At 55.2% G+C, this 24,259-nt stretch carries 22 protein-coding genes; 7 read left to right on the top strand and 15 right to left on the bottom strand.

Translation table 11 applies throughout. The features are described 5' to 3' along the window. The first annotated feature begins 73 nt into the window (after nucleotides 1–73). A complete protein-coding gene (locus JRJ22_RS05415) occupies nucleotides 74–787 on the top strand; it encodes an MBL fold metallo-hydrolase (RefSeq protein ID WP_206103569.1) in 714 nt (237 codons plus the stop codon). Between the two features lie 186 nt (nucleotides 788–973). Next, nucleotides 974–2,068 (top strand): M24 family metallopeptidase, encoded by a 1,095-nt coding sequence (locus JRJ22_RS05410; protein ID WP_206103568.1) that lies wholly within the window; start codon nucleotides 974–976, stop codon nucleotides 2,066–2,068. 87 nt (nucleotides 2,069–2,155) lie between these two features. Here the strand turns inward: JRJ22_RS05410 and JRJ22_RS05405 are convergent, their stop codons facing one another. Further along, nucleotides 2,156–2,878 (bottom strand): queuosine precursor transporter, encoded by a 723-nt coding sequence (locus JRJ22_RS05405; RefSeq protein WP_206103567.1) that lies wholly within the window; start codon nucleotides 2,876–2,878, stop codon nucleotides 2,156–2,158. Nucleotides 2,879–3,274: 396 nt separating this feature from the next. Here JRJ22_RS05405 and JRJ22_RS05400 point away from each other — a divergent pair, with 396 nt between their 5' ends. Next, entirely contained in the window at nucleotides 3,275–4,963 is a 1,689-nt protein-coding gene (locus JRJ22_RS05400) for a methyl-accepting chemotaxis protein (RefSeq protein WP_206103566.1), read from the top strand. Nucleotides 4,964–5,160: 197 nt separating this feature from the next. Here JRJ22_RS05400 and JRJ22_RS05395 read toward each other — a convergent pair whose 3' ends face one another. The 9 genes from JRJ22_RS05395 to JRJ22_RS05355 form a co-directional block, all read right to left on the bottom strand. After that, on the bottom strand, nucleotides 5,161–6,765 hold the full coding sequence (locus JRJ22_RS05395) for a cobyric acid synthase (RefSeq protein WP_206103565.1): 1,605 nt from the start codon (nucleotides 6,763–6,765) through the stop codon (nucleotides 5,161–5,163). 74 nt (nucleotides 6,766–6,839) lie between these two features. Next, nucleotides 6,840–7,652 carry an adenosylcobinamide-GDP ribazoletransferase gene (cobS, locus tag JRJ22_RS05390; RefSeq protein WP_206103564.1) on the bottom strand — a complete coding sequence of 271 codons (813 nt, stop codon included), beginning with the start codon at nucleotides 7,650–7,652 and terminating at the stop codon, nucleotides 6,840–6,842. Continuing rightward, on the bottom strand, nucleotides 7,649–8,197 hold the full coding sequence (gene cobU / locus JRJ22_RS05385) for a bifunctional adenosylcobinamide kinase/adenosylcobinamide-phosphate guanylyltransferase (protein WP_206103563.1): 549 nt from the start codon (nucleotides 8,195–8,197) through the stop codon (nucleotides 7,649–7,651). Before cobU ends, cobS begins: the two co-directional genes overlap by 4 nt. Continuing rightward, entirely contained in the window at nucleotides 8,194–9,255 is a 1,062-nt protein-coding gene (gene cobT, locus JRJ22_RS05380; RefSeq protein ID WP_206103562.1) for a nicotinate-nucleotide--dimethylbenzimidazole phosphoribosyltransferase, read from the bottom strand. The genes cobU and cobT overlap by 4 nt, the downstream gene beginning before the upstream one ends. A gap of 250 nt (nucleotides 9,256–9,505) precedes the next feature. Beyond that, the gene (locus tag JRJ22_RS05375) at nucleotides 9,506–10,699 is read right to left on the bottom strand and encodes an aminotransferase class I/II-fold pyridoxal phosphate-dependent enzyme (protein ID WP_206103561.1); all 1,194 of its coding nucleotides are present in this window, start codon (nucleotides 10,697–10,699) and stop codon (nucleotides 9,506–9,508) included. Next, the gene (locus JRJ22_RS05370) at nucleotides 10,692–11,711 is read right to left on the bottom strand and encodes a D-alanine--D-alanine ligase (protein WP_206104988.1); all 1,020 of its coding nucleotides are present in this window, start codon (nucleotides 11,709–11,711) and stop codon (nucleotides 10,692–10,694) included. The genes JRJ22_RS05375 and JRJ22_RS05370 overlap by 8 nt, the downstream gene beginning before the upstream one ends. 14 nt (nucleotides 11,712–11,725) lie before the next feature. Continuing rightward, entirely contained in the window at nucleotides 11,726–13,183 is a 1,458-nt protein-coding gene (locus JRJ22_RS05365; protein WP_206103560.1) for an aminotransferase-like domain-containing protein, read from the bottom strand. 98 nt (nucleotides 13,184–13,281) lie between these two features. Then, complete coding sequence (locus JRJ22_RS05360) at nucleotides 13,282–13,746, bottom strand: helix-turn-helix transcriptional regulator (protein ID WP_206103559.1); 465 nt, start codon at nucleotides 13,744–13,746, stop codon at nucleotides 13,282–13,284. Between the two features lie 30 nt (nucleotides 13,747–13,776). Beyond that, complete coding sequence (locus JRJ22_RS05355) at nucleotides 13,777–14,124, bottom strand: AraC family ligand binding domain-containing protein (protein ID WP_206103558.1); 348 nt, start codon at nucleotides 14,122–14,124, stop codon at nucleotides 13,777–13,779. Between the two features lie 149 nt (nucleotides 14,125–14,273). On the opposite strand from JRJ22_RS05355, the gene JRJ22_RS29140 reads away from it, so the two are divergent. Together JRJ22_RS29140 and JRJ22_RS29135 are read left to right on the top strand one after the other, a co-directional pair. After that, nucleotides 14,274–14,924: a sugar-binding domain-containing protein gene (locus JRJ22_RS29140; RefSeq protein ID WP_232381034.1), complete on the top strand. Its 651-nt coding sequence runs from the start codon at nucleotides 14,274–14,276 to the stop codon at nucleotides 14,922–14,924. A 27-nt stretch (nucleotides 14,925–14,951) separates the two neighbouring features. Then, the gene (locus tag JRJ22_RS29135) at nucleotides 14,952–15,983 is read left to right on the top strand and encodes a glycoside hydrolase family 2 protein (protein ID WP_332461389.1); all 1,032 of its coding nucleotides are present in this window, start codon (nucleotides 14,952–14,954) and stop codon (nucleotides 15,981–15,983) included. Nucleotides 15,984–16,054: 71 nt separating this feature from the next. On the opposite strand, the gene JRJ22_RS05345 is transcribed toward JRJ22_RS29135, so the two are convergent. Next, the gene (locus JRJ22_RS05345) at nucleotides 16,055–16,705 is read right to left on the bottom strand and encodes a TetR/AcrR family transcriptional regulator (RefSeq protein WP_206103557.1); all 651 of its coding nucleotides are present in this window, start codon (nucleotides 16,703–16,705) and stop codon (nucleotides 16,055–16,057) included. 125 nt (nucleotides 16,706–16,830) lie between these two features. Here JRJ22_RS05345 and JRJ22_RS05340 point away from each other — a divergent pair, with 125 nt between their 5' ends. Then, nucleotides 16,831–18,291, top strand: coding sequence for an MDR family MFS transporter (locus JRJ22_RS05340; RefSeq protein ID WP_206103556.1), 1,461 nt, complete (start codon nucleotides 16,831–16,833; stop codon nucleotides 18,289–18,291). A 297-nt stretch (nucleotides 18,292–18,588) separates the two neighbouring features. Here JRJ22_RS05340 and JRJ22_RS05335 read toward each other — a convergent pair whose 3' ends face one another. The 4 genes from JRJ22_RS05335 to cobD form a co-directional block, all read right to left on the bottom strand. Further along, complete coding sequence (locus JRJ22_RS05335; protein ID WP_206103555.1) at nucleotides 18,589–19,332, bottom strand: histidine phosphatase family protein; 744 nt, start codon at nucleotides 19,330–19,332, stop codon at nucleotides 18,589–18,591. A gap of 7 nt (nucleotides 19,333–19,339) precedes the next feature. Continuing rightward, nucleotides 19,340–20,299, bottom strand: coding sequence for an adenosylcobinamide-phosphate synthase CbiB (gene cbiB / locus JRJ22_RS05330; protein ID WP_206104987.1), 960 nt, complete (start codon nucleotides 20,297–20,299; stop codon nucleotides 19,340–19,342). Nucleotides 20,300–20,372: 73 nt separating this feature from the next. Next, entirely contained in the window at nucleotides 20,373–21,128 is a 756-nt protein-coding gene (locus JRJ22_RS05325) for an adenosylcobinamide amidohydrolase (RefSeq protein WP_206103554.1), read from the bottom strand. Between the two features lie 662 nt (nucleotides 21,129–21,790). Next, on the bottom strand, nucleotides 21,791–22,870 hold the full coding sequence (gene cobD, locus JRJ22_RS05320; RefSeq protein ID WP_206104986.1) for a threonine-phosphate decarboxylase CobD: 1,080 nt from the start codon (nucleotides 22,868–22,870) through the stop codon (nucleotides 21,791–21,793). A gap of 312 nt (nucleotides 22,871–23,182) precedes the next feature. Between cobD and JRJ22_RS05315 the strand changes: the two genes are divergently transcribed. Continuing rightward, nucleotides 23,183–24,184: a lipoate--protein ligase gene (locus JRJ22_RS05315; protein WP_206103553.1), complete on the top strand. Its 1,002-nt coding sequence runs from the start codon at nucleotides 23,183–23,185 to the stop codon at nucleotides 24,182–24,184. Nucleotides 24,185–24,259 lie beyond the last annotated feature (75 nt).

Raw genomic sequence — 24,259 nt, 5'->3', positions numbered from 1 at the left:
GCCTGGCCTTTAATAAACAGATGTATTAAGATTATGTTACATCATATCAGGGGTTGAAGAAAAGGAGCTCAGGATGAATATTGGACACAATGTTATTGCGCTTACGATACCTCTTGGCCCATCGGAGGTTCATCCGGTACTGCTAAAGGACGAGGATGGTCTGACTCTGATTGACACCGGCATGTTCGACCAGTACGATGCGCTGATTCAAGCGGTCAAGGATGCAGGAGAAGCCCCATCTAACATCAAACGGATTATCCTTACCCATCAGGACACGGATCACATCGGTAATCTTCCCGCTCTGGTGCGTGAACTTCCGGACGCCCAGTTGTTCGCCCATCCCGGTGATCTGCCTGTCATTAACGGGAGCCAGCCAATGCTCAAAATGACCCCGGAACGGATTGCCCAGCTGCCGCAGGCACGCCAAGAAGAGTTCCAGCAATTTCTGGAGCAGCTTAGGCAGCTGAAAGACATCACAGAACTGCATGACGGCGAGCACTTGCCCTGGGGCGGCGGGCTTGAGATTATCCATACCCCGGGTCATACGCCGGGCCACATCTGCCTCTACCTGCCGGAGCAGGAACTCCTGCTCGCTGCCGATGAGCTGCGCATAGTTGACGGCAAGCTGGCCGGCCCCTGGGATGCCGCAACACCGGACATGCCGCTGGCCCTCCGCAGCCTGCTGAAGCTGAAGGACCTGCCCATCCGTTCGGTCCTTTGCTATCACGGCGGGCTGTACGAAGGCAGCCCGCAGGCGCTTATCGGGTCATTGACCGGGGCGCTGTAGGCAGTTACGCCAATAGGGGAGTCTGCACTGGCTGTCCTGTCCGCAGATTCCTGCGGCGGGGCAGCTTTTTTACGCATTGCGTTGGTCCGGACACTGGCAACCACACCGGCAGGTGCACCCCGTCCGGTTATGATCTATAATGATAACGTTGTTTTTTAACGTGTAGACGAAAGGGGAACACCTGAAATGAACGAGGCTCTGAAAAGCCTGGAGCAAGGAATGGCGGGTAACGGGCTGGATGCCCTGCTCGTAACTGATCCCAAGCATGTATACTATTTGACCGGCTTTGCCAGCAACCCGCATGAGCGGTTTCTGGGCCTGCTGCTGATCCGCGGAGAGGAGCCTGTACTGATAGTTCCGGCGCTCGATGCCGAAGCTGCCCATGCAGCCTCCTCCGTCACCACGATCCTGACGCACAGCGATACGGATAATCCTTATGAGCTGCTGAAGTCGCGTTTTGGCGGCGCTGCCCCGGGAACACTCGGCATCGAGAAGGAACACTTCTCCGTGAGCCGTTACGAGCTGCTGTCTGCGGCGGTTCCGGCTGGTCAATTCAGCGACATCGGACACCTGCTGCGGGCCATGCGGGCCAAGAAAACGCCGGAGGAAGTCAAGCGGATGAAGCATGCCGCCGAGCTCGTGGAGGAAGTCCTCCGCCGCGGCCTGAGTCACATTAAGAGCGGGGTCACCGAAATCGAGCTGGTTGCAGAGCTTGAATATCTGATGAAAAAGGTTGGCGCTTCCGGCCCCTCCTTCGATACGATGGTGCTCTCGGGCCCAAAAACGGCTTTGCCGCACGGGGTGCCCGGAGACCGGGTAATCCGGCAAGGTGATTTGCTGATGTTCGATATGGGCGTATATGCCGCAGGCTATGCCTCCGATATTACCCGGACCTTTGCTGTGGGTGAGATTGACAGCAAGCTGACCGAGATTTACAACACCGTACTCGCCGCCAATATGGCGGGCATCGCAGCCTCGAGAGCCGGTGCCACCTTCGGTTCGGTCGACAAGGCGGCACGTGATGTCATCGACGCTGCCGGTTACGGCCAGTACTTCATGCACCGGGTCGGCCACGGCCTCGGCATGGATACCCATGAATATCCTTCACTGCACGGCTTGAATGAAGATCTTATCGTGAACGGGAACGTATTCACTGTCGAGCCCGGCATCTATGTACCAGGCCTGGGCGGCGTGCGCATTGAAGATGATGTGTTCATTACGGCGGACGGTCCGGTCACATTGACCAGCTATCCGAAGGAACTGACTGTTCTTCATCTGTAAACAGCCGTTTTCCAGCCATTCATACCAAAAAGCAGCAAGCTCCGCTTTCGGGGCTTGCTGCTTTTCTATATGGGCGCTAAGCCCGTTCTATAAATCAATCCGTGCTTCCGTGTCCCTGCGGGCCTCAGTCTCTTCAGCAAAGCGGAAGGAACGGGCAATATAAAGGATCGGCGTACCTGCAGCCGTCAGCAGGAATTTCGATAAGTAGGTCGTCAGCAAAATTTCGGTCCATACCTTTAAGTCGTAAAATCCGGCAAAGGCAATCAAGCAGAAAATCAGCGTATCTACAAAGGAACTGATCATGGTGCTGCCGTTCGAACGAATCCAGAGTTGGCGTGAGCTGCTGAAATATTGGCGTATCCATGAATAAAGCCGCACGTCCAGAAACTGACTGATAAAGTAGGCGGTAAGACTAGCCAATGCCAGACGCGGCATCATGCCGAAGATGGTCTCCAGAGATGATTGGGCAATATCTGTCTCCTGCGGCTCGAACTTCAGAACCATCTGCATAATTACCGTCGTCATCAGCAGTGTGAAGAAACCGAACCAGACTGCATTGCGGGCTTCTGAACGCCCGTACTTCTCATTCAGCAAATCGCTGGTCATATACAGCGTTACATACATGGTGTTGCCGAGTGTCATTACTATTCCCAGCGGCATTTCAATGGTCTTCGCCACTTGTATATTGGCAATAACCGTCGCAACTCCGACCCAGGCATATAAGCCTTTTTTACCGAACAGGCGGTAGCAGAGCAGAAAGAAAGCAAAATTGACCACCACAAATAAAATACCCCACAGCAGATTAAACATGTTTCTCTGAAGCCTCCTAGTTTTGGTTACGCGGGATGGTTACGAACCGCGGTTATTTAGTTTGTAAGAAACAAAAACATAAATACTCTATCATATATAAAGCTAACAAGCCATGGAAATTTATTTTCTGTAAATCCAGTGCGCTGTCCGCCTATTTTCGTAAAACTAGCATTTCTTTCGATAATTATTCATATTTTTCTGAAAATTATGCTTTATAATTCAATTTTTCACTATTCAACCGGAGGTTAATTCTATAGAATAGTTATCAGTCAGATTCCCGGAAAACGATAGCTTGATATATGACCTGGACCTACGGAATATATTGCTGCCTGCCCTGCTGTAAAGCATGGGCAATGGGATATACGATGCATCCAAACAAAAGAAGGAGAGAATGAAATGGTACGTTTTAAAAATTCGATCAGCCGCAAGTTCACGCTCTTATTGTTTGTCGTATTATTGCTTACGTCTCTTGTGCTAAGTGTCAGCTTCTACTTTATTTCCATGAATACGATCGACAACTACGTCATGCCGCAGATTAATAAGCTCCTGTCTGGCGCTGCCCAAGATGTATTCAAGAATATCAATGCAACACATGCACAGCAGACCCTGAATAAAAGCGAACAGGCTGCAACCAATCTTCAATTCTATTTTAAAGATAAAAAAGAGCAGCATGATGTAGAAACAGTCTTTCTGATTAATCTGGCCGAAGGTAAAGCTACTGTATTGACTGCCGATCAAGGCTCTAAGCTGAAGGCTGAAGAAAGCCTTACCGTAACCTCTGCAATGCAGCAGGCCGCCAAAGGAAAAACAGGACTCAGCGATACATATAGCGACAGTCACGGTATACATAAAACAGCCTATCTTGGCATTCCCGGAAGCACGATGATTATTGGTGTGAGTTATGATGTAGGTTTTGTTCAGGATAAAATCAACAGCATTATCTGGACCAGTGTGGCCATTACACTTGCTTCGCTGATTATCGGCCTTGCCGCCGCCTATTACATGAGCCGCAGAATCACCCGCCCGCTCACCCAGCTTACGGCATACAGCAACAAAATGGCCAGCGGTGACTTTACTCAGGAACTGGTGATTCAAGGAAACGATGAGGTCAGCCAGCTGTCTGAAAGCTTCCGCAGCATGGGCCAGAAGCTAAAAGATATGATTGGACAGGTTCTCGATACCTCCAATACCGTCGTCACGGATGCCAATGATCTGAAAGCACGGGTTGAAGTGCTGAACGAAATGGCTCAGCGTTCCTCTGAGTCCGTAAGTGAGATCAGCAAAGGCAGTGCCACAATTGCCAGCAGTGCTATGGAGAATTCCCGGGCCATGGATGAAATCAATGTCGGCATCCAGCATATCGCTTCCGCCGCCGGTGAGGTTACCGAGCAGATCAGTGAAGCTTCCGCAGAGGCTACGGGCGGCAATGAGATTGCCCAGAGTGCAGTAGAGCAAATGCGCCAGGTAGAGGTTGCCTCTGTGCATTCACTGGAGCAATTCCGCATCATGAACGAACGGTCGCAAATGATCGGTGAAGTTGTTCAGGGAATTACGGAGATTACGAAGCAGATCCAAATGCTGTCGCTGAATGCCTCGATTGAAGCAGCGCGTGCAGGCGAGCATGGCCGGGGTTTTGCCGTTGTTGCCGGAGAGGTACGCAAGCTGTCCGAGCAGTCGAAGGAATCCAATGAGCAGATTCGCGATTTCCTGCTGGGTCTGCAGGAGGATATGAACCGTTCGGTAGAAGAGATGAATCACGTAAACTCGGAGGTCTCTTCCGGTGTCAGCAAAGTAGTTGAAGCAGGAAATGCCTTCAACCAGCTGCTCATTCTTATTCAGAGCATCAACCACAGTATTCAGTCCGTCTCGGCTGCCACTCAGCAAATCTCCGCCGGAACCGAAGAAGTCAGCGCCTCTGTGGAGGAAGCGGCACAGATTACTGCCAAGTCCCGCTCCAATGCGGACTCGCTTGCCGAGAACTCATCCCGGCAGTATCAGGAGCTGGAAGGTCATGCAATGACCGTAGAGCATCTGCACGAACAAGCAGTCAGACTGCAGGAAGCCGTGCGGCAGTTCAAAATTTAGCCCCGCCCCGATCATAACATCTGCAATCAAACCAAGGGACTCCCTGGAAGCTGCTAGCTTCCGGAGAGTCCCTTTTATAATGCCGCACTAGCTTATTGGAGCGGACGTGATTCCCGCAACCAGAGCTAGGTCAAGATACCCGCTGCCGATCTTGGCCAGTCAGCCACCATAAACAGCAGAAATCGCCATGGACACTCTTATTCCTCTTCCCTGGGCAGGCCCATAATTGTGTACACAGCCTCCATATCAAGGTTCTCCCGTACAGATGCAGCCAGCCGGTCAAACTCCTGTTCACGCAGCTCTGCCGATGAGAAGGTTGCTGCCAGCGGCGTCAGCCCTTTAGCCTTCCGCAGACCATCAAGCCAGCTGCGGCGCAGCTCATCATTATGGAACAGGCCGTGCAGGTATGTCCCCCATATCTTGCCGTCAGGTGAGCCCCAGCCTTCAAGCTGCTCCTGCCCATCCGCAACTTCCAGCCTGAACAGGCTGCGCACAGCGGCGGGCTCCAGATTTGTCGTTGTTCCCATATGGATTTCATATCCGCTCACTGCGATATTGGCCGCTGCCGCCGTAGAGATTCCGCTTAATTGCAGCGGATGGCCGGCGGCCAGGACACCATTCACCCGCACGGTCGTTTTATGCTGCAGAAAAGCTGTCGACAGCGGGAGATAGCCTAGCCCCTCACTTTCTCCCGGCTCTGCGCTCTCCACAGCGTCCGGATCCAGCAGCTTCTGCCCGAGCATCTGATAGCCACCGCAGATTCCGGCGAGCTGGAGAGTTCCCTGATGGAGCGCATGCCATATCGCTTCCGGGAACCCTTGCTGTCTAAGGAACGTAAGATCGGCTGCTGTATTCTTCGTGCCCGGCAAAATAATGGCATCCGGTGTGCCAAGTTCTCCGGATGAGGTCACATAACGCACCGCGGTATCCGGTTCATCCTCCAGCGGATCAAAATCAGTAAAATTCGAGATTCGCGGATAGCGGATGACCGCAATATCCAGCTCCTTAATGCTGCCGGGCTGCAATCGGCCCGAGGTTCCTTCCAGAACTACGGAGTCCTCCGCTTCGATCCGCAGCTGCGGCAGAAATGGCAGCACGCCTAGCACCGGAATACCCGTGCGCTCCTCCAGCCAGTCCAGCCCCGGCTGCAGCAGGGAGAGATCACCGCGGAATTTGTTGATGATGAAGCCTTTGACGCGTGCCCGTTCATGCGGCTCCAGCAGCTCCAGGGTGCCTACCAGAAATGCGAAGACGCCCCCACGGTCAATATCCGCAACCAGTAATACCGGAGCGTCAGCCCAGCCTGCGAGATTCATATTCACAATATCCCGTGCCTTCAGGTTAATCTCGGCCGGACTTCCGGCGCCCTCCATCAACACGGCATCATAGCTGTCACGCAGCCGTCCGAGCGCAGACATCACCGTCTCCTTCGCCTCGGGAAGGAACTTCTCGCGGTACTCCCGCGCACTCAGTGCCGCATGCGGCACGCCGTGTACTACAATCTGTGCGCTCATCTCGCCTGAAGGCTTCAGCAGAATCGGATTCATATCGGTGGTAGCTGTAATGCCGAAAGCCTCGGCCTGCATGCCCTGGGCCCGGCCGATTTCTTTGCCGTCCAGCGTGACATAGGAATTGAGCGCCATGTTTTGGGATTTAAATGGGGCAGTGCGATAGCCGTCCTGTACCAGAATCCGGCCAATGGCAGCGGTAACGAGGCTCTTGCCGACATCCGAGGCCGTTCCCTGTATCATCAGCACAGCCGCAGGCCGCTGCTGTGGTTGTAGTTCAGTTTGTTGTTCCATGTATGGGTCCTCGCTCTCTTCCTGCTTTCGGTATGTGGCTTGCGGCGTATGGCTTGCGGCTAAGCCGCAACCAGCTACATCAGGTTGTGCTGCAGCAGCACAAGAAGCAGCAGTACCACTGCTTCCAGCAGCTCGTTCAGCGCGCCGTACACGTCGCCGGTGAGCCCGCCGAGCCGGCTGCTGATCCGCCGCGCCGTCAAGGTGCCGCAGGCCACCGCGGCAAGCGGAGCCAGGCAGGCCGCCGCCAGCTGCTGCGGCCAGGCCGTGCCTCCCGCGCCGAGCGCCAAAGGCGCAGCGGCAGCGGGCAGTGTCAGCAGGGCGGCGAGCAGCAGCGTGCGCCGCTCCTGCCTCAGCGGCAGCGCGGCGAAGCCCGCTGCCAGGCCTTCACTGCCGCGGGCAGCAGGGTAGCGGGCCATCGCCCGCACCATGTACCAGCGGCTCCAGACCGGCGGAAGCAGCAGCATCGGCAGCGTATAATACTGGCTGCCTCCGATAAAAGCTGCCAGCAGCGAAGCCTTAAGCAGCAGGAGCAGCACGCAGGCCAGCACACCCATGGCTCCCACGCGGCTGTCCTTCATAATCTCCAGCATCCGCTCCCGCGAGCGGTAGCTGAGCAGCGCATCGGCGCTGTCCATCCAGCCGTCCAGATGCAGTCCGCCCGTAAGTCCCACCCACAGGATGAGGGTAATTACAGCGGCAGGCCAGGCTGGCAGCAGCCAGACAGCAGCGGCCGCACCAAGCGCAGTGACAAGCCCGATTGCCGCACCGACCAGCGGATAATAGACCACGCTGCGCCGCAGCAGCTCCGGCGAGAAATCCCCGCCATCCTTAACCGGGAAGCGGGACAGAAACTGAAACGCAGCAGCGGCATCCCTCCGTGCACTCACAGCTTGTACTCCCTGCTTTTCAATTCAACCGGAATGCCGGCAGTGACCAGAAAGACCTGACGGCAGTGCCGGGCCAGCTGTGCATTCATCCTGCCGGCCAAATCCCGGTACAGCCGCCCGAGCGCATATTCCGGCACGATGCCGTCACCGACCTCATTTGTCACAAGAACAAGCGTCCCTTCGAAGGCGGCTACGCTCTGCTCAAGCCTCGCGATCTCCTGTTCTACCCTCTCCTGTCTGTCCGTCTCGCCCTCTACGTCCAGCAGCACATTGGAGAGCCAGAGCGTCAGACAGTCCACAAGTACAGCCTTTCCGCCCGAGAGGCGCTCAAGTAATGCCGGCAGATCAAGCGGCTCCTCCAGCGTCTCCCACTGGCCGCCATTTGCTTCGCGCTGCCGGCGGTGCAGGGCGATCCGCGCCTTCATTTCTTTGTCGAACGCCTGTCCGGTTGCTACATACAACGCTTCATCCGCCAGCGACAGTGTCAGGCGCTCAGCAAAGCTGCTCTTACCGCTGCGCGCCCCGCCTGTTACGAGAATGCTCATCGGCTCTCCGCCCCGGAGACCCCCGCGCTTTCAAAGGTAGCCATTTCACGCATAATCCGGCTGACCGCTTCAATCAGATGCAGGCAGAGAACTCCTCCTGTTCCTTCACCGAGGCGCAGCCCGAGGTCAAGCAGCGCTTCCAGGCCCAGACGTTCCAGCATGAGCTTATGGCCCTGCTCGCCGGAAACATGGGAGGCAATCATGTAATGGATGGATTCCGGGGCAAGCGACTTGGCAGCAAGAGCTGCTGCGCCGGAGATGAAGCCGTCCAGAACGACGGGAACTCCGGCCGCTGCCGCACCAAGAATCAGACCGGCAAGACCGGCAATCTCCAGCCCGCCTACTTTGGACAATACATCGATGGCATCCCCGGCATCCGGGGCATTGAGCCGAAGCGCCCGTTCCACAACGGCGATTTTATGACGCAGCCGCTCATCATCAATCCCGGTGCCCCGGCCTACTGCCGTGTCTGCCGGAATGCCTTGCAGCGCGCAGAGAACTGCAGCACTGGCCGTAGTATTGCCGATGCCCATTTCGCCGGTAATAAAAATCTCCGTCCCGCTCTTCACCGCTTCCTCAGCCACGCTGATCCCGGCCAAAATAGCCCGCTGCGCTTCCTCCCGGCTCATCGCAGGCCCCTGTGCCATATTCCCGCTGCCGAAGCGTACTTTATGATCAATCAGCCCGGGATGGCTCAAGTCCGCCCCCACACCGATATCCACCAGCTTCACCTCAGCACCGGCCTGACGGGCGAGTACATTCACTCCTGCGCCGCCGCTGAGGATATTGTAAGCCATCTGCACGGTGACCTCCTGCGGAAAAGCGCTGACCCCTTCACTGCATACGCCGTGATCGGCAGCCATTACCACCACCGTGCGTTTGCCGTAAGCCGGCTGTTCCGTCTTGGAGATGCCCGCCAGCCGCACGGCCAGCGTCTCAAGCCGGCCAAGGCTGCCCGGCGGCTTAGTCAGTATATCCAGCCGCTGCTCCGCGCGCCGGATTGCTTCCTGATCGGCCGGGACAATCCGTCCGATTACTGCTTCAATTGCTGAGATCATAGATTATTCCTCCTGTGCTGATGTATAATCGCATATTTTAGGTGCTTCAAGTAACTATTGCCGGCTATGTTCATAGGGTTCTGCTCCGTACGCAAAAAGGCCCCTTCTGCGAAGAAGGGGCCGATCGCCAACATGCTGCGGCCGCAAGCTATTATACTGCATATCCCTGTTTCTTCCTTTAGGATTATAGGGGATATAACAGGATCGTACAATTACATTTTTACCATTGTTGTATCCGTTAGGGAATCCGTTATATTCTAACCTTCATAAATCCTTCCATCCGCTCCAGCGCCTCGTTCAGTTTGGCCGTAGAGGTCGCATAGGAGCAGCGGATGTGCCCCTCTCCGCCGCTTCCGAACACATGCCCGGGAACAGCAGCCACGCCTGCTTCCCGCAGCAGCCGCACGGCAAATTCTTCCGATTGCAGCCCCGTATGGGCAATCGACGGGAAGGCATAGAATGCCCCCTGCGGCTCATGGCAGTGGAGTCCGATGGTGCGGAGACCTTCCACAAACAGCGTTCTGCGCTGCCGGAAACATTCCTTCATCTGATCCTTGTCGCGCAGTCCGCTGCGCAGGGATTCAAGGGCTGCAATCTGTCCCAGTACCGGCGCACACATCGCGGTGTACTGATGAATCTTCAGCATTGCAGCCAGCAGCTCGCGGTTGCCGCAGGCATACCCTACGCGCCAGCCGGTCATCGCGAAGGCCTTCGAGAAGCCGCTGATCACGATGGTCCGCTCCTTCATGCCGGGAAGCGCAGCAATGCTGGCATGCCTGCTGTCATAGGTCAGCTCGGCATAGATTTCATCCGAGAGCACCAGCAGGTTATGCTTTTTAACCAGTTCGGCGATAGGCAGCCAGTCTTCGTAAGACATCACCGCGCCTGTAGGATTGCTCGGGAAGTTCAGCATCAGCAGCTTGGAGCGCGGGGTGATGACCTTCTCCAGCGCTTCGGCCGTCAGCTTAAAGCTCTGCTCCGCAGGAGTCTCAACCTCTACCAGTGTGCCCCCGTTCAGATGGGCAATCGGGGAATAGGCGATATAGCTGGGCGAAGGGATAATCACTTCATCACCCGGAGCGGTGAAGGCGCGCTGTGCCAGATCCAGCGCTTCACTGCTGCCTACAGTGACGATCACTTCGTCTGCAGCATCATACTGCAGCCCAAACCCGTTATGCAGATAACGGGCAATTTCCTCCCGCAGCTCCGGCAGCCCGGCATTTGGCGTATACATAGTTTCTCCGCGCTCAAGCGCCCGGATGCAGGCAGCTCTTATATGCTCTGGCGTTGCGAAATCCGGCTCCCCCACACCGAGTGATATTATATCGTTGTTACCGGCAGTAAGATCAAAAAAAGCGCGGATGCCCGAAGGCGCAATCTCCCGCACACGCGGGGCAATCCACTTTTGCCCCAGCGTGCGCTGAAGTGAAGACTCTTTAAGCATGGCCGGTCACCTCCTGCATCCTTTTATCTGCCTGCGTTGCCTGCTCTCCGGCTTCCGCACCCGCTTCGTTTGATCCCTTCGCAGCCGGTACCTCCCCCGCTTGAGCTCCCCGCGCCTGCAGCGAACCGGCAATGATGGCATCGAGCAGGCTGCTGAAGGTGTAGCCGGCAGCGAGTGCGCTTCGCGGCAGCAGGCTGGTTTCGGTCATCCCCGGCAGGGTGTTCACTTCAAGGACATAGGGAACGCCATCTTTCAGCAGCATATCCACCCGGGCATAGACGGAGCACTTCAGCGCCTTATAGCAGGCAAATGCTGCCGTACGCACCCGTTCGTGAGTCCCCAGAGACAGCTGGATTACACGTTCATCCGCTCCGCCTAGCGCATATTTGGCGCTATAGTCGAACCAGTCCGCACCCAGCGAGCGGATGCCAATGACCGGCAGAAGGTCGCCGCCTAGAATCGGGCAGGTAATTTCCTGCCCTTCGGTGAATCCTTCAATCAGAATGGAACAGTCTGCGGCAAATGCTTTTTCCACCGCCCCCCGCAGCTCTTGTGCATTGTTCACCTTCGACATGCCGATACTGGATCCGCCCGAATTCGGCTTAACCATGACCGGATATCCGAGGCGTTCCACCGCTTCCGGCGCATAATCATCCATGCTGTCCCAGCACAGCCAATCCGGGGTCAGGATTCCCTGGCTTCTGAGGATGGTTTTGGACAGATGTTTATCCATGCACAGGCTGCTGGACAGCACGCCGCTCCCGGAATAGGGGATACCGAGCGTCTCCAGCGTGCCCTGCACCGTTCCGTCCTCGCCGTAGGCGCCGTGGAGCGCCAGCAGTGCGAAATCCAGCCCTTTTACCTGATCAATCAGCTGTCCGCGCTCTGTAATGACTACCGGCACCGCCTCGTATTTGCTCCGGTCCAAGTGCTTCAGCATTTCTCTGCCGGTATTCAGCGACACCTCATATTCAGAGGATACCCCGCCCATAATTACGCCTACTTTTAACATCTCCATACCCCTCTTCATCCCAGTAGTTGCCGTGCTGTCCTCCCGATAATCTCAATTCCCCTGCGTATATCTTCGTCCGCTACCCTCGAGAAGCCCAGCCGCAGCGTATGTTGTCCGGTTCCGTCCGTAAAGAAGATATCTCCCGCTGTAAAAATAACCCCCTGCTCCCGGCAGGCCGCCAGCAGCTCTCTTGTGCTGAAGCCTTTGGGGAAAGTAACAAAAAGATGCAGGCCCCCGTCACCGCTTATCCGGGAATAGGGCAGACATTCCTTGCAGCAGGCCATCGTCAGCTCGTATTTCCGTTTATATTCCGTTCTGGCCCGTTTCAGAAATTTCTCCAAATGGCCACCGAGCAGATACTGATACAGGATCGACTGATCCAGCGTTGAGGTATGAATGCTGCGTGCCCGCTTGACGCTTTCGAGCACATAAATCAGCTCCTGATCCGCCAGCACCCAGCCCACCCGAAGCCCGGGAAACAGTACCTTGGAGAAGCTCCCCAGGTAGATAATACTGTTGCCGCTCCCGGCTGCTGCGATCAGCGGAGCCACATGGGAGCCCGAATACCGCAGCTCCTCGTTGAACCCGTCCTCAATCACCGGCACCCTGTATTCTGCCATCAGCTTCATGAGTCCCTGTCTTTTCTCGGGCGACATCACAATTCCGGTTGGATTGTGGTAGGAAGGCACGAAATACGCACAATCAACCTCCTCTTCCTCCAGAGCCCGCTTCAGCTCACCCAGGTGAATGCCGTCAGGCTCCATCGCCACCCCTCTGATGTCAAAGCCGTTCAGCCGCAGGTTTTTGAGTGCCGTATGATGGGTGGGATTCTCACAGAGCACCGCTCCATGCCGCTGCCCCAGTGCAGACAACACAATATCAAAGCCCTCCGTGAACCCGTTTGTAATCAGCAGATCCTTGCCGCGCATGTCTACGCCCTTGTGCTCCATATATTGCCGCAAATAATCTATTAAAGGCTTATACCCCTTGGCATAGCCATAGTTCAGCAGAACATTGCCTTCCACGGACATCCGGTCCAGAAATGCCCGTTTTACATTGTCCAGGTCGAACAGGCTTTCATCAGGTGCGATGCTGGTAAAAGAAATCGTACCCTTACCCGCGCGGATGCCGCGCTTCATAATATCCAGCTCCTCCGCCAGCAGTGCTCTGCTGCTTAAGCGGGTCTTCCAGTCCATCGTCCAGGCCGAGACTGCTGTGGTGCTATCCGAAGCAGCCGCAGACGCCACATAGCTGCCCTGCCCCTGCACCGTGTAGGCGAAGCCGTCATCCTCCAGCGCCGTATAGGCGGAAATGACGGAATTGCGGCTCACCGCAAGCAGCAGGCTCAATTCCCGGGTAGAGGGCAGCTTTTGCTCCCCTTGGAGGGCGCCCCTTAGAATGAGGCTTTTCATATAATCCTTAACCTGAATATATACCGGCCGTCCGGCAATGAGCTTGAAATCCTTAAACATGCGTAAGTCGCCCCCCATAGCTATCATGGCATAGTCTTTCCCGTAAAAAAAGAACCACAGCCCCGGCTTTTTCTCCCGCCTGTGGTTCTATAGGTAATTTATTCTCCATTTCTCTGTCTGCTGCGGTAAAGGGTCGGGGAGACACCGTTTAACTGCTTGAATATTTTGCTGAAATGATATTCCTCGTAAAAGCCGCATAATTTGGCGATTTCTCTGACCGGATAACCGGTAAATATGAGATAGCGGCAGGCCTGCTGGTTCTGTATATGCATATGGTATTCCTTCGGGCCCATGCCTGTATGCTTCAGGAACAGCTTGCGCAAGTAAGAAGCGGAAATGCCATATTCATCAGCTAGCTTTTCGATCCGGTGATGTTCCATATAAGCGTTCTCGAGCTTACTCTTAATCTGTTCAAAGGCAGCGAAGGCTCCGGACTCCGGCAGATTCCAGTCGGCTTGTACGGTCTGGTGAAGCTTATGCAGCAGAATCTGCGATTTAGCCCGGGAGACGGCTGTACCGGCGGTCAGTCCGGGCAGCCAGTCCTGATGAATCTCCCGGAACAACCGGCCTAATTCCTCTGCCTGCTGGTCACATTACTGGCTTAAGAAGGGAAGTCTCAGGGTACCGATGGGCTGCACATCCTTCCAAACCGCATCATAGCCGAGCTCTGCACAATCGAACAGCAGCATCGTCATGCGGAGCGGAGCATCCATCTCCGAACGCATGGACAACTGGAGGCCCGGTTTCAAATAGATCAGCATTCCAGCCTGCACCTGATGTTCAACATTGGTCCGGAAAATGCCCGCTCCCTCATGAACCCAGTACAGGCTATGCACATTCACCATATTGCGGATATCCTCCCAGCCCGGATAGGTAACCTTGTCCAGTACGAAATGGATATGCACGTTGAGGTCATTCAAGTTGTAGCCGGCCGCTTCCAAGTCATGTCTCCCCCTATAGCTTAAAGCGCGATTTATACAAGACATTAGCGTTTTTTTCCATTCAATGCTGAAACGCAGAATGTTACTATCCATATTATCAGGATGCCTGTATTTGACAATATACCGGACAATAATGAGGAGGAATCGGCTTGTTAAGGACTTTTCGCCAGCATCAGATTCGCAGAACAGAATTACTGGACGGGCCTTGGGACTTTGTGCAGGATCCGCTTAATGCAGGGATTCAAGAACAATGGTATGAGCGTTTTCCACATTCTTCACAATCTCTCTATGTACCCTCCTGCTGGAATAATGAACTGGGTATGTACGAATACGAAGGAGTCGCCTGGTACCGGAAAAAAGTGCAGATTCAGGCGGCGCAGCATGTCCGGCTGATCTTTCATGCTGTGCTGGGCCATTCTGATGTGTATCTGGACGGCCGGCATCTTGGCTACCACTACGGCGGATTTACCCCCTTTGAATTCATTGTTCCTTCCCTGGCCGCAGGTGAGCATGAGCTTGTCGTCCGGACGGACAGCACGCTGGACCGCCTGACGATTCCGACCGAGCAGGTGGACTGGTTCCATTACGGCGGCATCATCCGGCCTTGCGAGCTGCAATATCTGCCCGATTTGTATATTGAACAATTGAAAATTGACTATGCGCTCCATGGCGCGGACGCCGATGTCTCTGTTCATGTACAGATCCGCTCATTCCTGCAGGTGCAGCAGTCGACTAGACTGACACTTAGCGAAGGCGGACATGAATTGCACTCGGAAGAAGTCCGGATTGAGGCTGGCTAGACCTTCAGCCACACCTTCAAACTTCTCCTGCCTGAGGTGCGCCTGTGGAATGTCGGCCATCCGGAACTGTATTCCTTTCAGGTACGGACAGAGGAAGACGACAAGACCGAACGGATCGGCTTCCGCCGGATTGAGACGAAGGATCAGCGCATCTTAATTAACGGCACTCCGGTCTATTTAAAGGGGGTTAACCGTCATGAGGAGCATCCCGAGTGGGGTTTTGCCTTTCCCCCGAAGCTGATGCACAAAGAGCTTGATATCATACTGGAGCTGGGCTGCAATTCCGTCCGGGGCTCGCATTATCCCCAGAGCTCTTATTGGCTTGATCTGCTCGATGAACACGGCCTGGTGTACTGGAGCGAAATCCCGATCTGGGGAGCTGCCCTGCCGAACGAAACGGTAAGTGAGCCGCTCTTTCAGCAGCGTGCACTTACCATGATTGAAGAAATGATCGGCTTGCATGTTCATCATCCGTCTGTCATCTTCTGGTCGGTTCATAATGAGATTGACAGCCGCACACAGGAGGCCTATGTCTTCACACAGGCTCTGGTCGGCCTGGTGAGAAGTCTCGATACTTCCAGGCTGGTTACCTATGCGACCATGCACCCGCTGGAAGATATTTTGCTGCCCCTGTTCGATGTCATCGGCATTAATAAATATTTTGGCTGGTACGAAGGTGAGGTGGGAGGCTTTAAAGACATGCTGGAGCAGTTCCATGAGCGGGCAGAGCGGCTGGGAGCCGGTGACAGGCCGGTGCTGATGACCGAGTTCGGCGGTGCAGGGCTGTCCGGCGATGTAGGCTGGGAGCCCCGATTGTTCAGCGAGGATTATCAGGCCTATATTGTTACCGGGGCACTGGCGATCTTCCGTAACGATCCCCGGATCGGCGGAACCTTCATCTGGCAGTTTGCAGACATCCGCGGCGATCTGAAGAGCACCAGCAAGAGCTTCCGTGACCGCGCCCGCGGCTTCAACAATAAGGGCCTTGTTAATGAATACCGCAAACCTAAGCAGTCATTCCGGGAGGTGCGGCGCATCTACCGTTCCTGGACCGAATAGCTCTCTTACGGAAATCCGTAAATATGAACACCCCTCCTTATCTCCAGGGAGGGGTGTTCAGCATATGCATATCACTGCTTCGGCCTTACAAGCGGCATGAAAATGTCATCGATAATCCCTGTAATCGTGGATTCCGCTACCGGCTCATGGGTGGTAAGGAGTTCATACACCAGCAGGTCTGCAGGAAGCGAGATGACGCGGGGACTCAAATCTGCCAGATTAAGCTCTCCGCGTTTCTCGGCATTCTGCAGAATGGCTTGGATAGCCGCTGTAAGCTTATTTTCAGTCTGGCTATGCAGCATTTCCGGCAGGGAAGCAATCAGACTCCCCCCGTAATATTCAGTCATCAGACCATGAATGGTCTCGGCGCCGATCATTTCCATCGGTTTCACAATGCCAAGCAGCAGGGCGAGCATATCACCGCGCAAATCACCGGTATCCGGTGTAAGACCGAAGCTGTCCGGCTTCACCAGATGTTTGCCTATGGCGGCAGCGACGATTGCAGTCTTGTTCGGCCAGCGGCGGTAGACCGCATTCTTATTGGTTTTTGCCCGCAGCGCGATATTCTCCATGGTCAGGCGGTTATAACCAACTTCATTCCATTCATCCCACGCAGCCTGCAAAATCGCATTCTCCAGCACATCTCCGCGGCGGCGTCCGCCCGTGGTTTGCTCTTCCCCGTCAGCAGGCTCTGCAGAAGAGTTCTTCTTTTTCTCGGCCATTATTTAGTTCCCCCCTTCATTATTTTCATAAATTTATTCTTGCATTTCAAGTCAAATTGAACTATCTTAATCACATAGAGTACGGTACGTACCGTACTCTATAGAGATAGGAGAGGAGTATTTCCATGGCAAAAAGTAAATCTGCTGAAAAAATTGACCCGGCCATTCTAAAAGTAGCTCTTATTCTGGTATTCGGTGCACTCGCCCCGCTTTTTGACTCAACTATGGTCAACGTAGCCATCAAGACGCTTACCCTGGACTTAGGCAGCACCGTTTCTGTGATCCAATGGGTGGTAACCGGATATGTACTGACTATGGGTATATCCATACCGGTCTCCGGCTGGGCGGTTAACCGTTTTGGCGGTAAAAGGGTGTATCTATTTTCACTCACCGTATTTTTAGCCGGTTCCATCCTTTGCGCGCTCGCCTGGAATCCGGGCAGTCTGATCGCCTTCCGGCTGGTGCAGGGGGTGGGTGCAGGCATATTGATCCCCACGCTGCAAACCGTGCTTGTCCAGTCCGCCGGCAAAAGTCTTGGACGCGTCATATCCATTATCGGCATTCCTACCCTGCTGGGTCCGATTCTCGGCCCGGTACTGGGCGGGGTAATTATCAACGGCCTGAGCTGGCGCTGGATTTTTTACGTCAATATCCCTATCAGCTTAATCGCCCTGTGGCTGGCCTCACGGGGAATTCCTGCAGACCAGCCTTCTGCGCGCAAACAGCCGCTCGACCTTACCGGCCTTCTGCTGCTGTCCCCTGCATTCGCCATCCTAATTTATGGCATTGCCCAAATCAGCCAATATGGCGGCTTGAACAGCAAGGAAGTGAGCATTCCGCTGGTGATTGGTCTTGTGCTTATGGCTTCATTTATTGTTTACGCGCTACGGACTAACCGAACACCGCTACTTGATCTTCGCTTGTTTAAATCCCGTATTTTCTCCGCTTCGAATGCTACCGTGTTTCTTGGAGGCATGGTCATGAACGGAGCCCTGCTGCTTCTGCCATTATACTATCAGCAGGTACGGGGTGAAAGCGTGCTGTTTACCGGAGTCCTGCTGATTCCGCAAGGAATCGGGATGTTATTGACCCGGAGCTGGATCGGCAGCCTGTCTGACCGTATCGGTTCACGGCTCATCGTGATCATAAGTCTTGCGGTAACGATTATTTCCACCCTGCCCTTTGCCTTTGCCGGTCCGGATACCAATCAGATATTGCTCGCGGCTGCACTCGTGCTCCGGGGGGCGGCACTGAATGGTCTACTCATCCCGGTCATGGTCTCCGCCTATGTCGGACTGCGCAAAGACCAGGTGGCCGATGCCAGCATTGCACTGCGGATTTTCCAGACGATCGGGGGAGCCTTCGGCGCCGCCATCCTGGCTACCGTCATATCGCATCAGCTCTCAAGCCACGCTGCCTCGGGCGCCCTTACCGTTGCCGGGGCCTATAATGTCGCCTTCTGGTGGTCGATCGGTTTTGCTGTGGTCTCTTTCCTTCCGGCACTGTTATTGCCAGACGGGAAGGAGGCAGCCATGGTAAAAGATGAATCTGCGTTAAAAAAAGGCAGCGGGGTAACAGAAGCCTGATTGAGCTTACAGAGCTTACAGAGCTTACAGAGCTTCAAGAGCTTCAAGAGCTTCAAGAGCTTCAAGAGCTTACTAGTTTACGAGCTTATAGAGCTTTATAGAGCTTTATAGAGCTTTATAGAGCTTTATAGAGTTTACAGAGCTTATAGAGCTTATAGAGCTTATAGAGCTTATAGAGCTTATAGAGCTTATAGAGCTTATAGAGCTTATAGAGCTTATAGAGCTTATAGAGCTTATAGAGCTTATAGAGCTTATAGCCCGTGAATCACGACTCCCGCCAAACGCAGCAGCTTAAATTCACATTTCCGTTCTGCTTAATGCCCAGCCTTCTGCCTGCAACACCAGGTGCAGCACCGCCACCGTTCCCGGCGGCGGTGCTGCTGTCGTGTGGAACGTCAACCCGGACCCAGCCTTCGCCAGCCATTGGCGGATGACACCGCCGTGTGTAACAATCAGCACTCGCAGTTTCAAGAGCTTTCCGCTGAATACAGCGGCACCCGGGCTGTTATTTTCCTTGCTCTCCCCCTGAGCTGAACATCGATACCCCGGTAAGCTCTCCCCGGCTTTCGCTTCGAGCACCAACCCGCTCATAAAATGCTCCAGCCTGGAGGTAAACGCCTCCCAGGGTTCCCCGCTCGGCGGCGTAACTGCCGATGGATCATCAATCCAGCTTCTGTACAGTGGATTATTCTTCAGCTGCTCATACGTGCAGCCTTCCCATGCCCCAAAACACATCTCCCGTAAGCGGGAATCATAGACAGTTTCAGCTTCCAGCGAGGGAGCAATGCAGTGCAAAGTCTCCCGGCAGCGGAGCAAATCACTGCAGTATACACGCCAGAAGCTGCCCGCCAGTTCCGGCTGTTCTCTTAATGCAGCCAGATTCTCCCGTTCCTCCGGCAGCAGCGGTAAATCGCTGCTCCCCAGATAACGGCGCTCCTTGTTCCATTTCGTATGCCCATGGCGAAGCAATACCAGCTCCAGCTCTATTTGTCGCTGCTGCCGGCCGGGATTCGGTGTTTGCTGATGTCCGGTGTTTTCCATTCCCGGCTCAGCCCCCCGTCCCTATGAAGGCCAGCGTTGCACAGAGGACTACAAATATTGAAGAAGACAGCAGCATCATCCGGGAGGTGACGATAATATCCTCCGGCTCCAGACTTCGCAGCGGTTCGCCCATATAGGCACGGAATGAGGCTACGCCGTGATAAACGTTGACTCCGCCCAGCCGGATGCCGAGCGCTCCGGCTACAGCTGACTCCGGATAGCCGCTGTTCGGGCTGGGATGCAGGCGGGCGTCGCGGCGTACGGTGCTCCAGCACCTGCGCCAGTCCAGCCGCAGCAGCCTTGCGCATAGGGTTAACAGCAGCGCTGTAATCCGCGCCGGTATGTAATTAGCAACATCATCGAGCCGGGCGGAAGCCCAGCCGAGGTCGCGGTATTTATCGTTCTTGTAGCCGACCATGGAATCCAGCGTGTTCACGGCGCGGTAGGCCATCGCCAGCGGCGCACCGCCGAGCAAAGCGTAGAACAGCGGAGAGATAATCGCATCGACGATATTCTCGGCAACAGTCTCTACGGTGCCGCGCACAATTTCCGGACTCTCCAGCGAAACTGTGTCCCGGCCGACAATCATTCCCAGCGCTTGCCGGGCCGCTGGAAGATCTCCCTTGCGCAGCTCCACATAGACAGCCATCCCGGCATCCTTCAGCCCCTTGGCGGCTATGGTTGTGGAGATCAGCCAGGCTTCCGCCGCCAGAGCCAGCCAAGGCGAGATCACGGACAGCAGCCACAGAAGCGCTGCTGTCAGCAGCCAGCTGCCGCCCGCGACGAGCAGCGGCAGCAGCACTCCGGCCCGTTTCAGGCTGCGTGGCTGTCGGACGAAGCGGCGGATCAGCCGCTCCAGTGCTGTTATCGCCTTCCCCATGAGCACCACAGGATGGGGCAGGCTGCGGGGATCGCCGACCAACCGGTCCAGCACATACGCTGCCAGTAATACCAGAGCAACGGTCATGGCTGGTCCCTCCATGACCGGCATAGTACTGCGCCTGTTGGCCCGTTCATCCGCATCCGGCTCAGATAAGGCCTCATTCGCCGTTCTTCCTTGCCTGCTCCTGCACAGCCTTCACCGACTGGAGACTGGCTGTCACAGCGGCATAGACCAGCCTGCCGACAGCGCCGCCAAGTTCAGTGGCTGTGCCGGCATAGACATGCTCTGCCCCGTAGCGGCGGCTCCCGCTGACCGCAAGCACGACCGCATCGGTCGTCGTACCTGTAGCGATCAGGCCATTCTCAGGATCGGTGATCCCGAGATCGGCCAGGGCGGCAGCTTTGGCTTCCGCTGCCGTCATCACGGCATTAACCATCGCTGCCGGTGTCAGCAGGCCGTCAATGCCGAGCATAATATTGATCGTGCCCAGGCGGTAAGCCTTCAGCACGCTCCGCTCCACCCCGGCCCGGGCCGCGTTGCCTGCGGCTGCAGTGACGCAGCAGAAAATACCTGCCGACCCTGTATCTTCTTCGGCTACAGCCGCATGCTCAAGCGGTACTGCTGTCATCAGCCCGGCACAGCCCTCCGCCGGGTATCCCCATTCCGCCAGCTTGTTCTCCATATCGCGCACAGGATTGCTGCACTCATAATCACGGCTGACGTACTGGTTCACGGCCCGCTTCAGCCGGCCCATTCCCCCGCCATACACCGCACTCGATATACAGTCCGCCTCAGCCGGGAATTCCAGCAGCAGATGCTCCTGCTTCCATTCCAGAACCAGCCCCGGCCAGACCTTTGAGTGATACGCCCTTACCCCTCCGGCAAGCTCAAAAGGAATCTTCACTTCCGTCATTTCTAATCCGCTCCTTCCGTAACTTTAATGTTGTCATTATGTGTTTACAGGGATCCGCCTATTTGGCTTTGGCGCAGAATCGATCCGCTCTCTATAGGCCTATCGGATGCTATCCCACCTATCGGATGCTATCCCGCCTATCGGATGCTATCCCCCGGCCATCCGATTCACTATAGCGGGAAAACCTCCAGCTAATTCTTTCATTTTCGCTTGAAACCGGACTATAGGCGGAATACCTCCCGTTAATTTCAAGAGAAACACGTATTTATTAGCTATAAGGGAATTATTAGCGGGAGAAATTCCCGCTAGGGTCTGTCTCCGTCCCCTTTATAGTGAGTTAGCGGGAGAAATCCCCACTACTGCTACTGTATCTCCGTCCCCTCAAAACAACCTTCTTAACAAGCCTGCACTTTGTACAACAGATCCGGCTAATTTCACCCGCCAAATCCATTCTGCTGTATTTCTTGCACTAGATTTCCGCGAATCACCTAGAAATCACACTTTTCTATTATTTCAACTGTACAAAGTGCAATAGATTTCAATTAATATGTCCCCAGCTTACATTCTGCTGTACAAAATACAACAGAATACTTCATACATACATTCAGGCTGAATCATTTGACTCCACAGAGCCTATTCTGTTGTCCAAAAAAAATTCAACCCTACAGGATCTCTCCCATCTCCCGCAGCAGCCGGGCATTGTCCTCATGGCCCTTAACCGCAACGCGGAGATGTCCGCTTGCAAGGCCAGGGTACATGGCGCAGCTGCGCACCAGGATGCCCCTGCGGCCAAGCTGCTCCTGCATAGCCGCAGCGCTCCACGCTGCGGGCAATTCCAGGAGCAGGAAGTTCGCCTCGCCCGGCGGCACAGCGCAGCCGAGGCGCAGCAGCCCCTCCCGCAGCAGCTCCCGCTCCGCTGCGATCAGCCCGCGCGTGCGCTCTTCGTAGCCGCGCCCGCTGCGCAGGCAGGCTTCCCCGGCCAGCAGCGCCAGGCCGTTCACGCTCCAGGTCACCTGCTTGCCGGTCATGGCTGCGGCAAGCTCCGGGGCTGCGATTGTGAAGCCCAGCCGCAGCCCCGGAATGGCATAGAACTTCGTCATCGAGCGGATTAGCACCGTATGCCGGTAAGACCCCAGCTCCGGCAGCAGGGATTGCCGCCGCTCCTCCGGGATGAAGTCGATGAACGCTTCATCCACGGCAAGGATTGTGCGGCAGGCTTCCGCCTTGCGGGCCAACAGCCGCACATCCTCAAGAGCGTACTGGACGCCGTTCGGATTGTTCGGCTGCCCGAGGAAGAGCAGATCGACCTGCTCCAGCAGCCCGGTGATCTGCTCCACTTCCGCCCGGTACTCCTGCCCCCTCGTCCCCTGGACGGAGAGCACCTCTGCTCCGAACTGTTCGGACAGCTGCCGGTATTCGGAGAAGCAGGGCTCTACGATACCCACCCGGCGAGGGGCCACGGCCAGCAGCAGCAGCGCCATCGATTCCGCAGCCCCGTTGCCCACAGTGATCCAATCAGCGCCGACCCCAAGCTCCCCGGCCAGCAGAGCCTTTAATCTGCGGTGCCCGGGATCGGGATACGCTGTAATAGCAGCCGCCGCATCCCGCAGCAGCTCCAGCACGCCGGGCGGCGGACCGAGCGGATTGATATTGGCGCTGAAATCCAGAAAAGCGCCGTTCCCCGCACCATAGAGTTCCGCGGCCGTCAGCAGATCGCCGCCGTGGCCATATTTTTCAAGCATGCCTACACTCCCTTTAATCTTCTCTCTCATTTAAGTTCATTGACCCAATTATTGCCTCTATCGCAGAAGTACGTCAATGCTTTCTATTTGGGCTGTGGCTACTGAGAATATTTGGACTTCCGGCCGCTGCACGTCTGCAGATTTCCTGATAATTCTTACTGCTCGCAGCTAAAATCTGCAGGCCGCCGCTACCACTTCCACAGTTTCCAAATTCCCCTCCGCCACTTTTCCCTGCATGTTTATTTTCAAATTCAGCTTAGATAGTTTAGAATAAATGCAGTAGTTAACCATGCACAGGCGGAGGAATACACTATGCTTTTTATTGATAACACAGGAATCACAGACGCATCGATTAATCTGGCGATTGAGGAATTTGCGCTTAAGAATCTGCCGATGGACGACAGCTACCTGCTCTTTTATATCAACAGCCCGTCCATTATCATCGGCAAACACCAGAATACAATCGAAGAGATTAACCAGGAGTATGTAAAAGACAACAACATTCAGGTCGTGCGCCGGTTGTCCGGCGGCGGGGCTGTCTATCATGATCTTGGCAATCTCAACTTTAGCTTCATTACCAAAGACGACGGCCAGTCGTTCCATAACTTCCTGAAATTCACCCAGCCGGTCATCGACTATCTGCAGTCCATGGGTGTCAATGCCGAGCTGAGCGGCCGCAACGACCTCCAGGTCGGTGAGCGCAAAATCTCCGGTAACGCCCAGTTCTCCACACGCGGACGCATGTTCAGCCACGGGACATTGATGTTTGACCTCAACCTCGATGATGTGCAGGCTTCCCTGAACGTCAATCCGGAGAAATTCAAATCCAAGAGCACTAAATCTGTGCGCAGCCGCGTAGCCAACATCAAAGAGCTGCTTGGTACTGACATGACCATCGAGCAATTCCGCGACGGGCTGCTGCGTTCCATCTTCGGCATGGAGCCTTCTGAGGTTCCGCAGTACAAGCTGACCACGGATGACTGGGTGCGGATAGGCGAAATCTCCAAGGAGCACTACCAGAACTGGGACTGGAACTACGGCCTGTCGCCGAAGAGCAATGTGAAGCACACCCGCAAATTCCCGGCAGGGCTCGTCGATATCCGCATGGATATTGAAGATTCCTACATTAAAGATATCAAAATCTACGGTGACTTCTTCGGCGTCGGCGATGTGGTTGACGTGGAGAACGCACTGCGCGGCAAACGTTATGAGAATGCAGAGGTCAGAGAGGCACTGTCCGGGCTGGACCTGACGCATTATTTCGGGCGGATTGAGCCGGAGGACTTTATCGGGCTTATTTTCCTGGAAGAGTAGATTATTGGGACAAGCCTTGTATTCACACCAAAACCAGCCAAGCTCCGCAAACCCGGGGTCTGGCTGGTTTTTTTT

The organism is Paenibacillus tianjinensis (assembly GCF_017086365.1).
Classification (GTDB): Bacteria; Bacillota; Bacilli; order Paenibacillales; family Paenibacillaceae; genus Paenibacillus_AQ; species Paenibacillus_AQ tianjinensis.
Note: the sequence above shows the minus strand (reverse complement) of the source record. Positions and strands in the feature narration are given on the sequence as shown.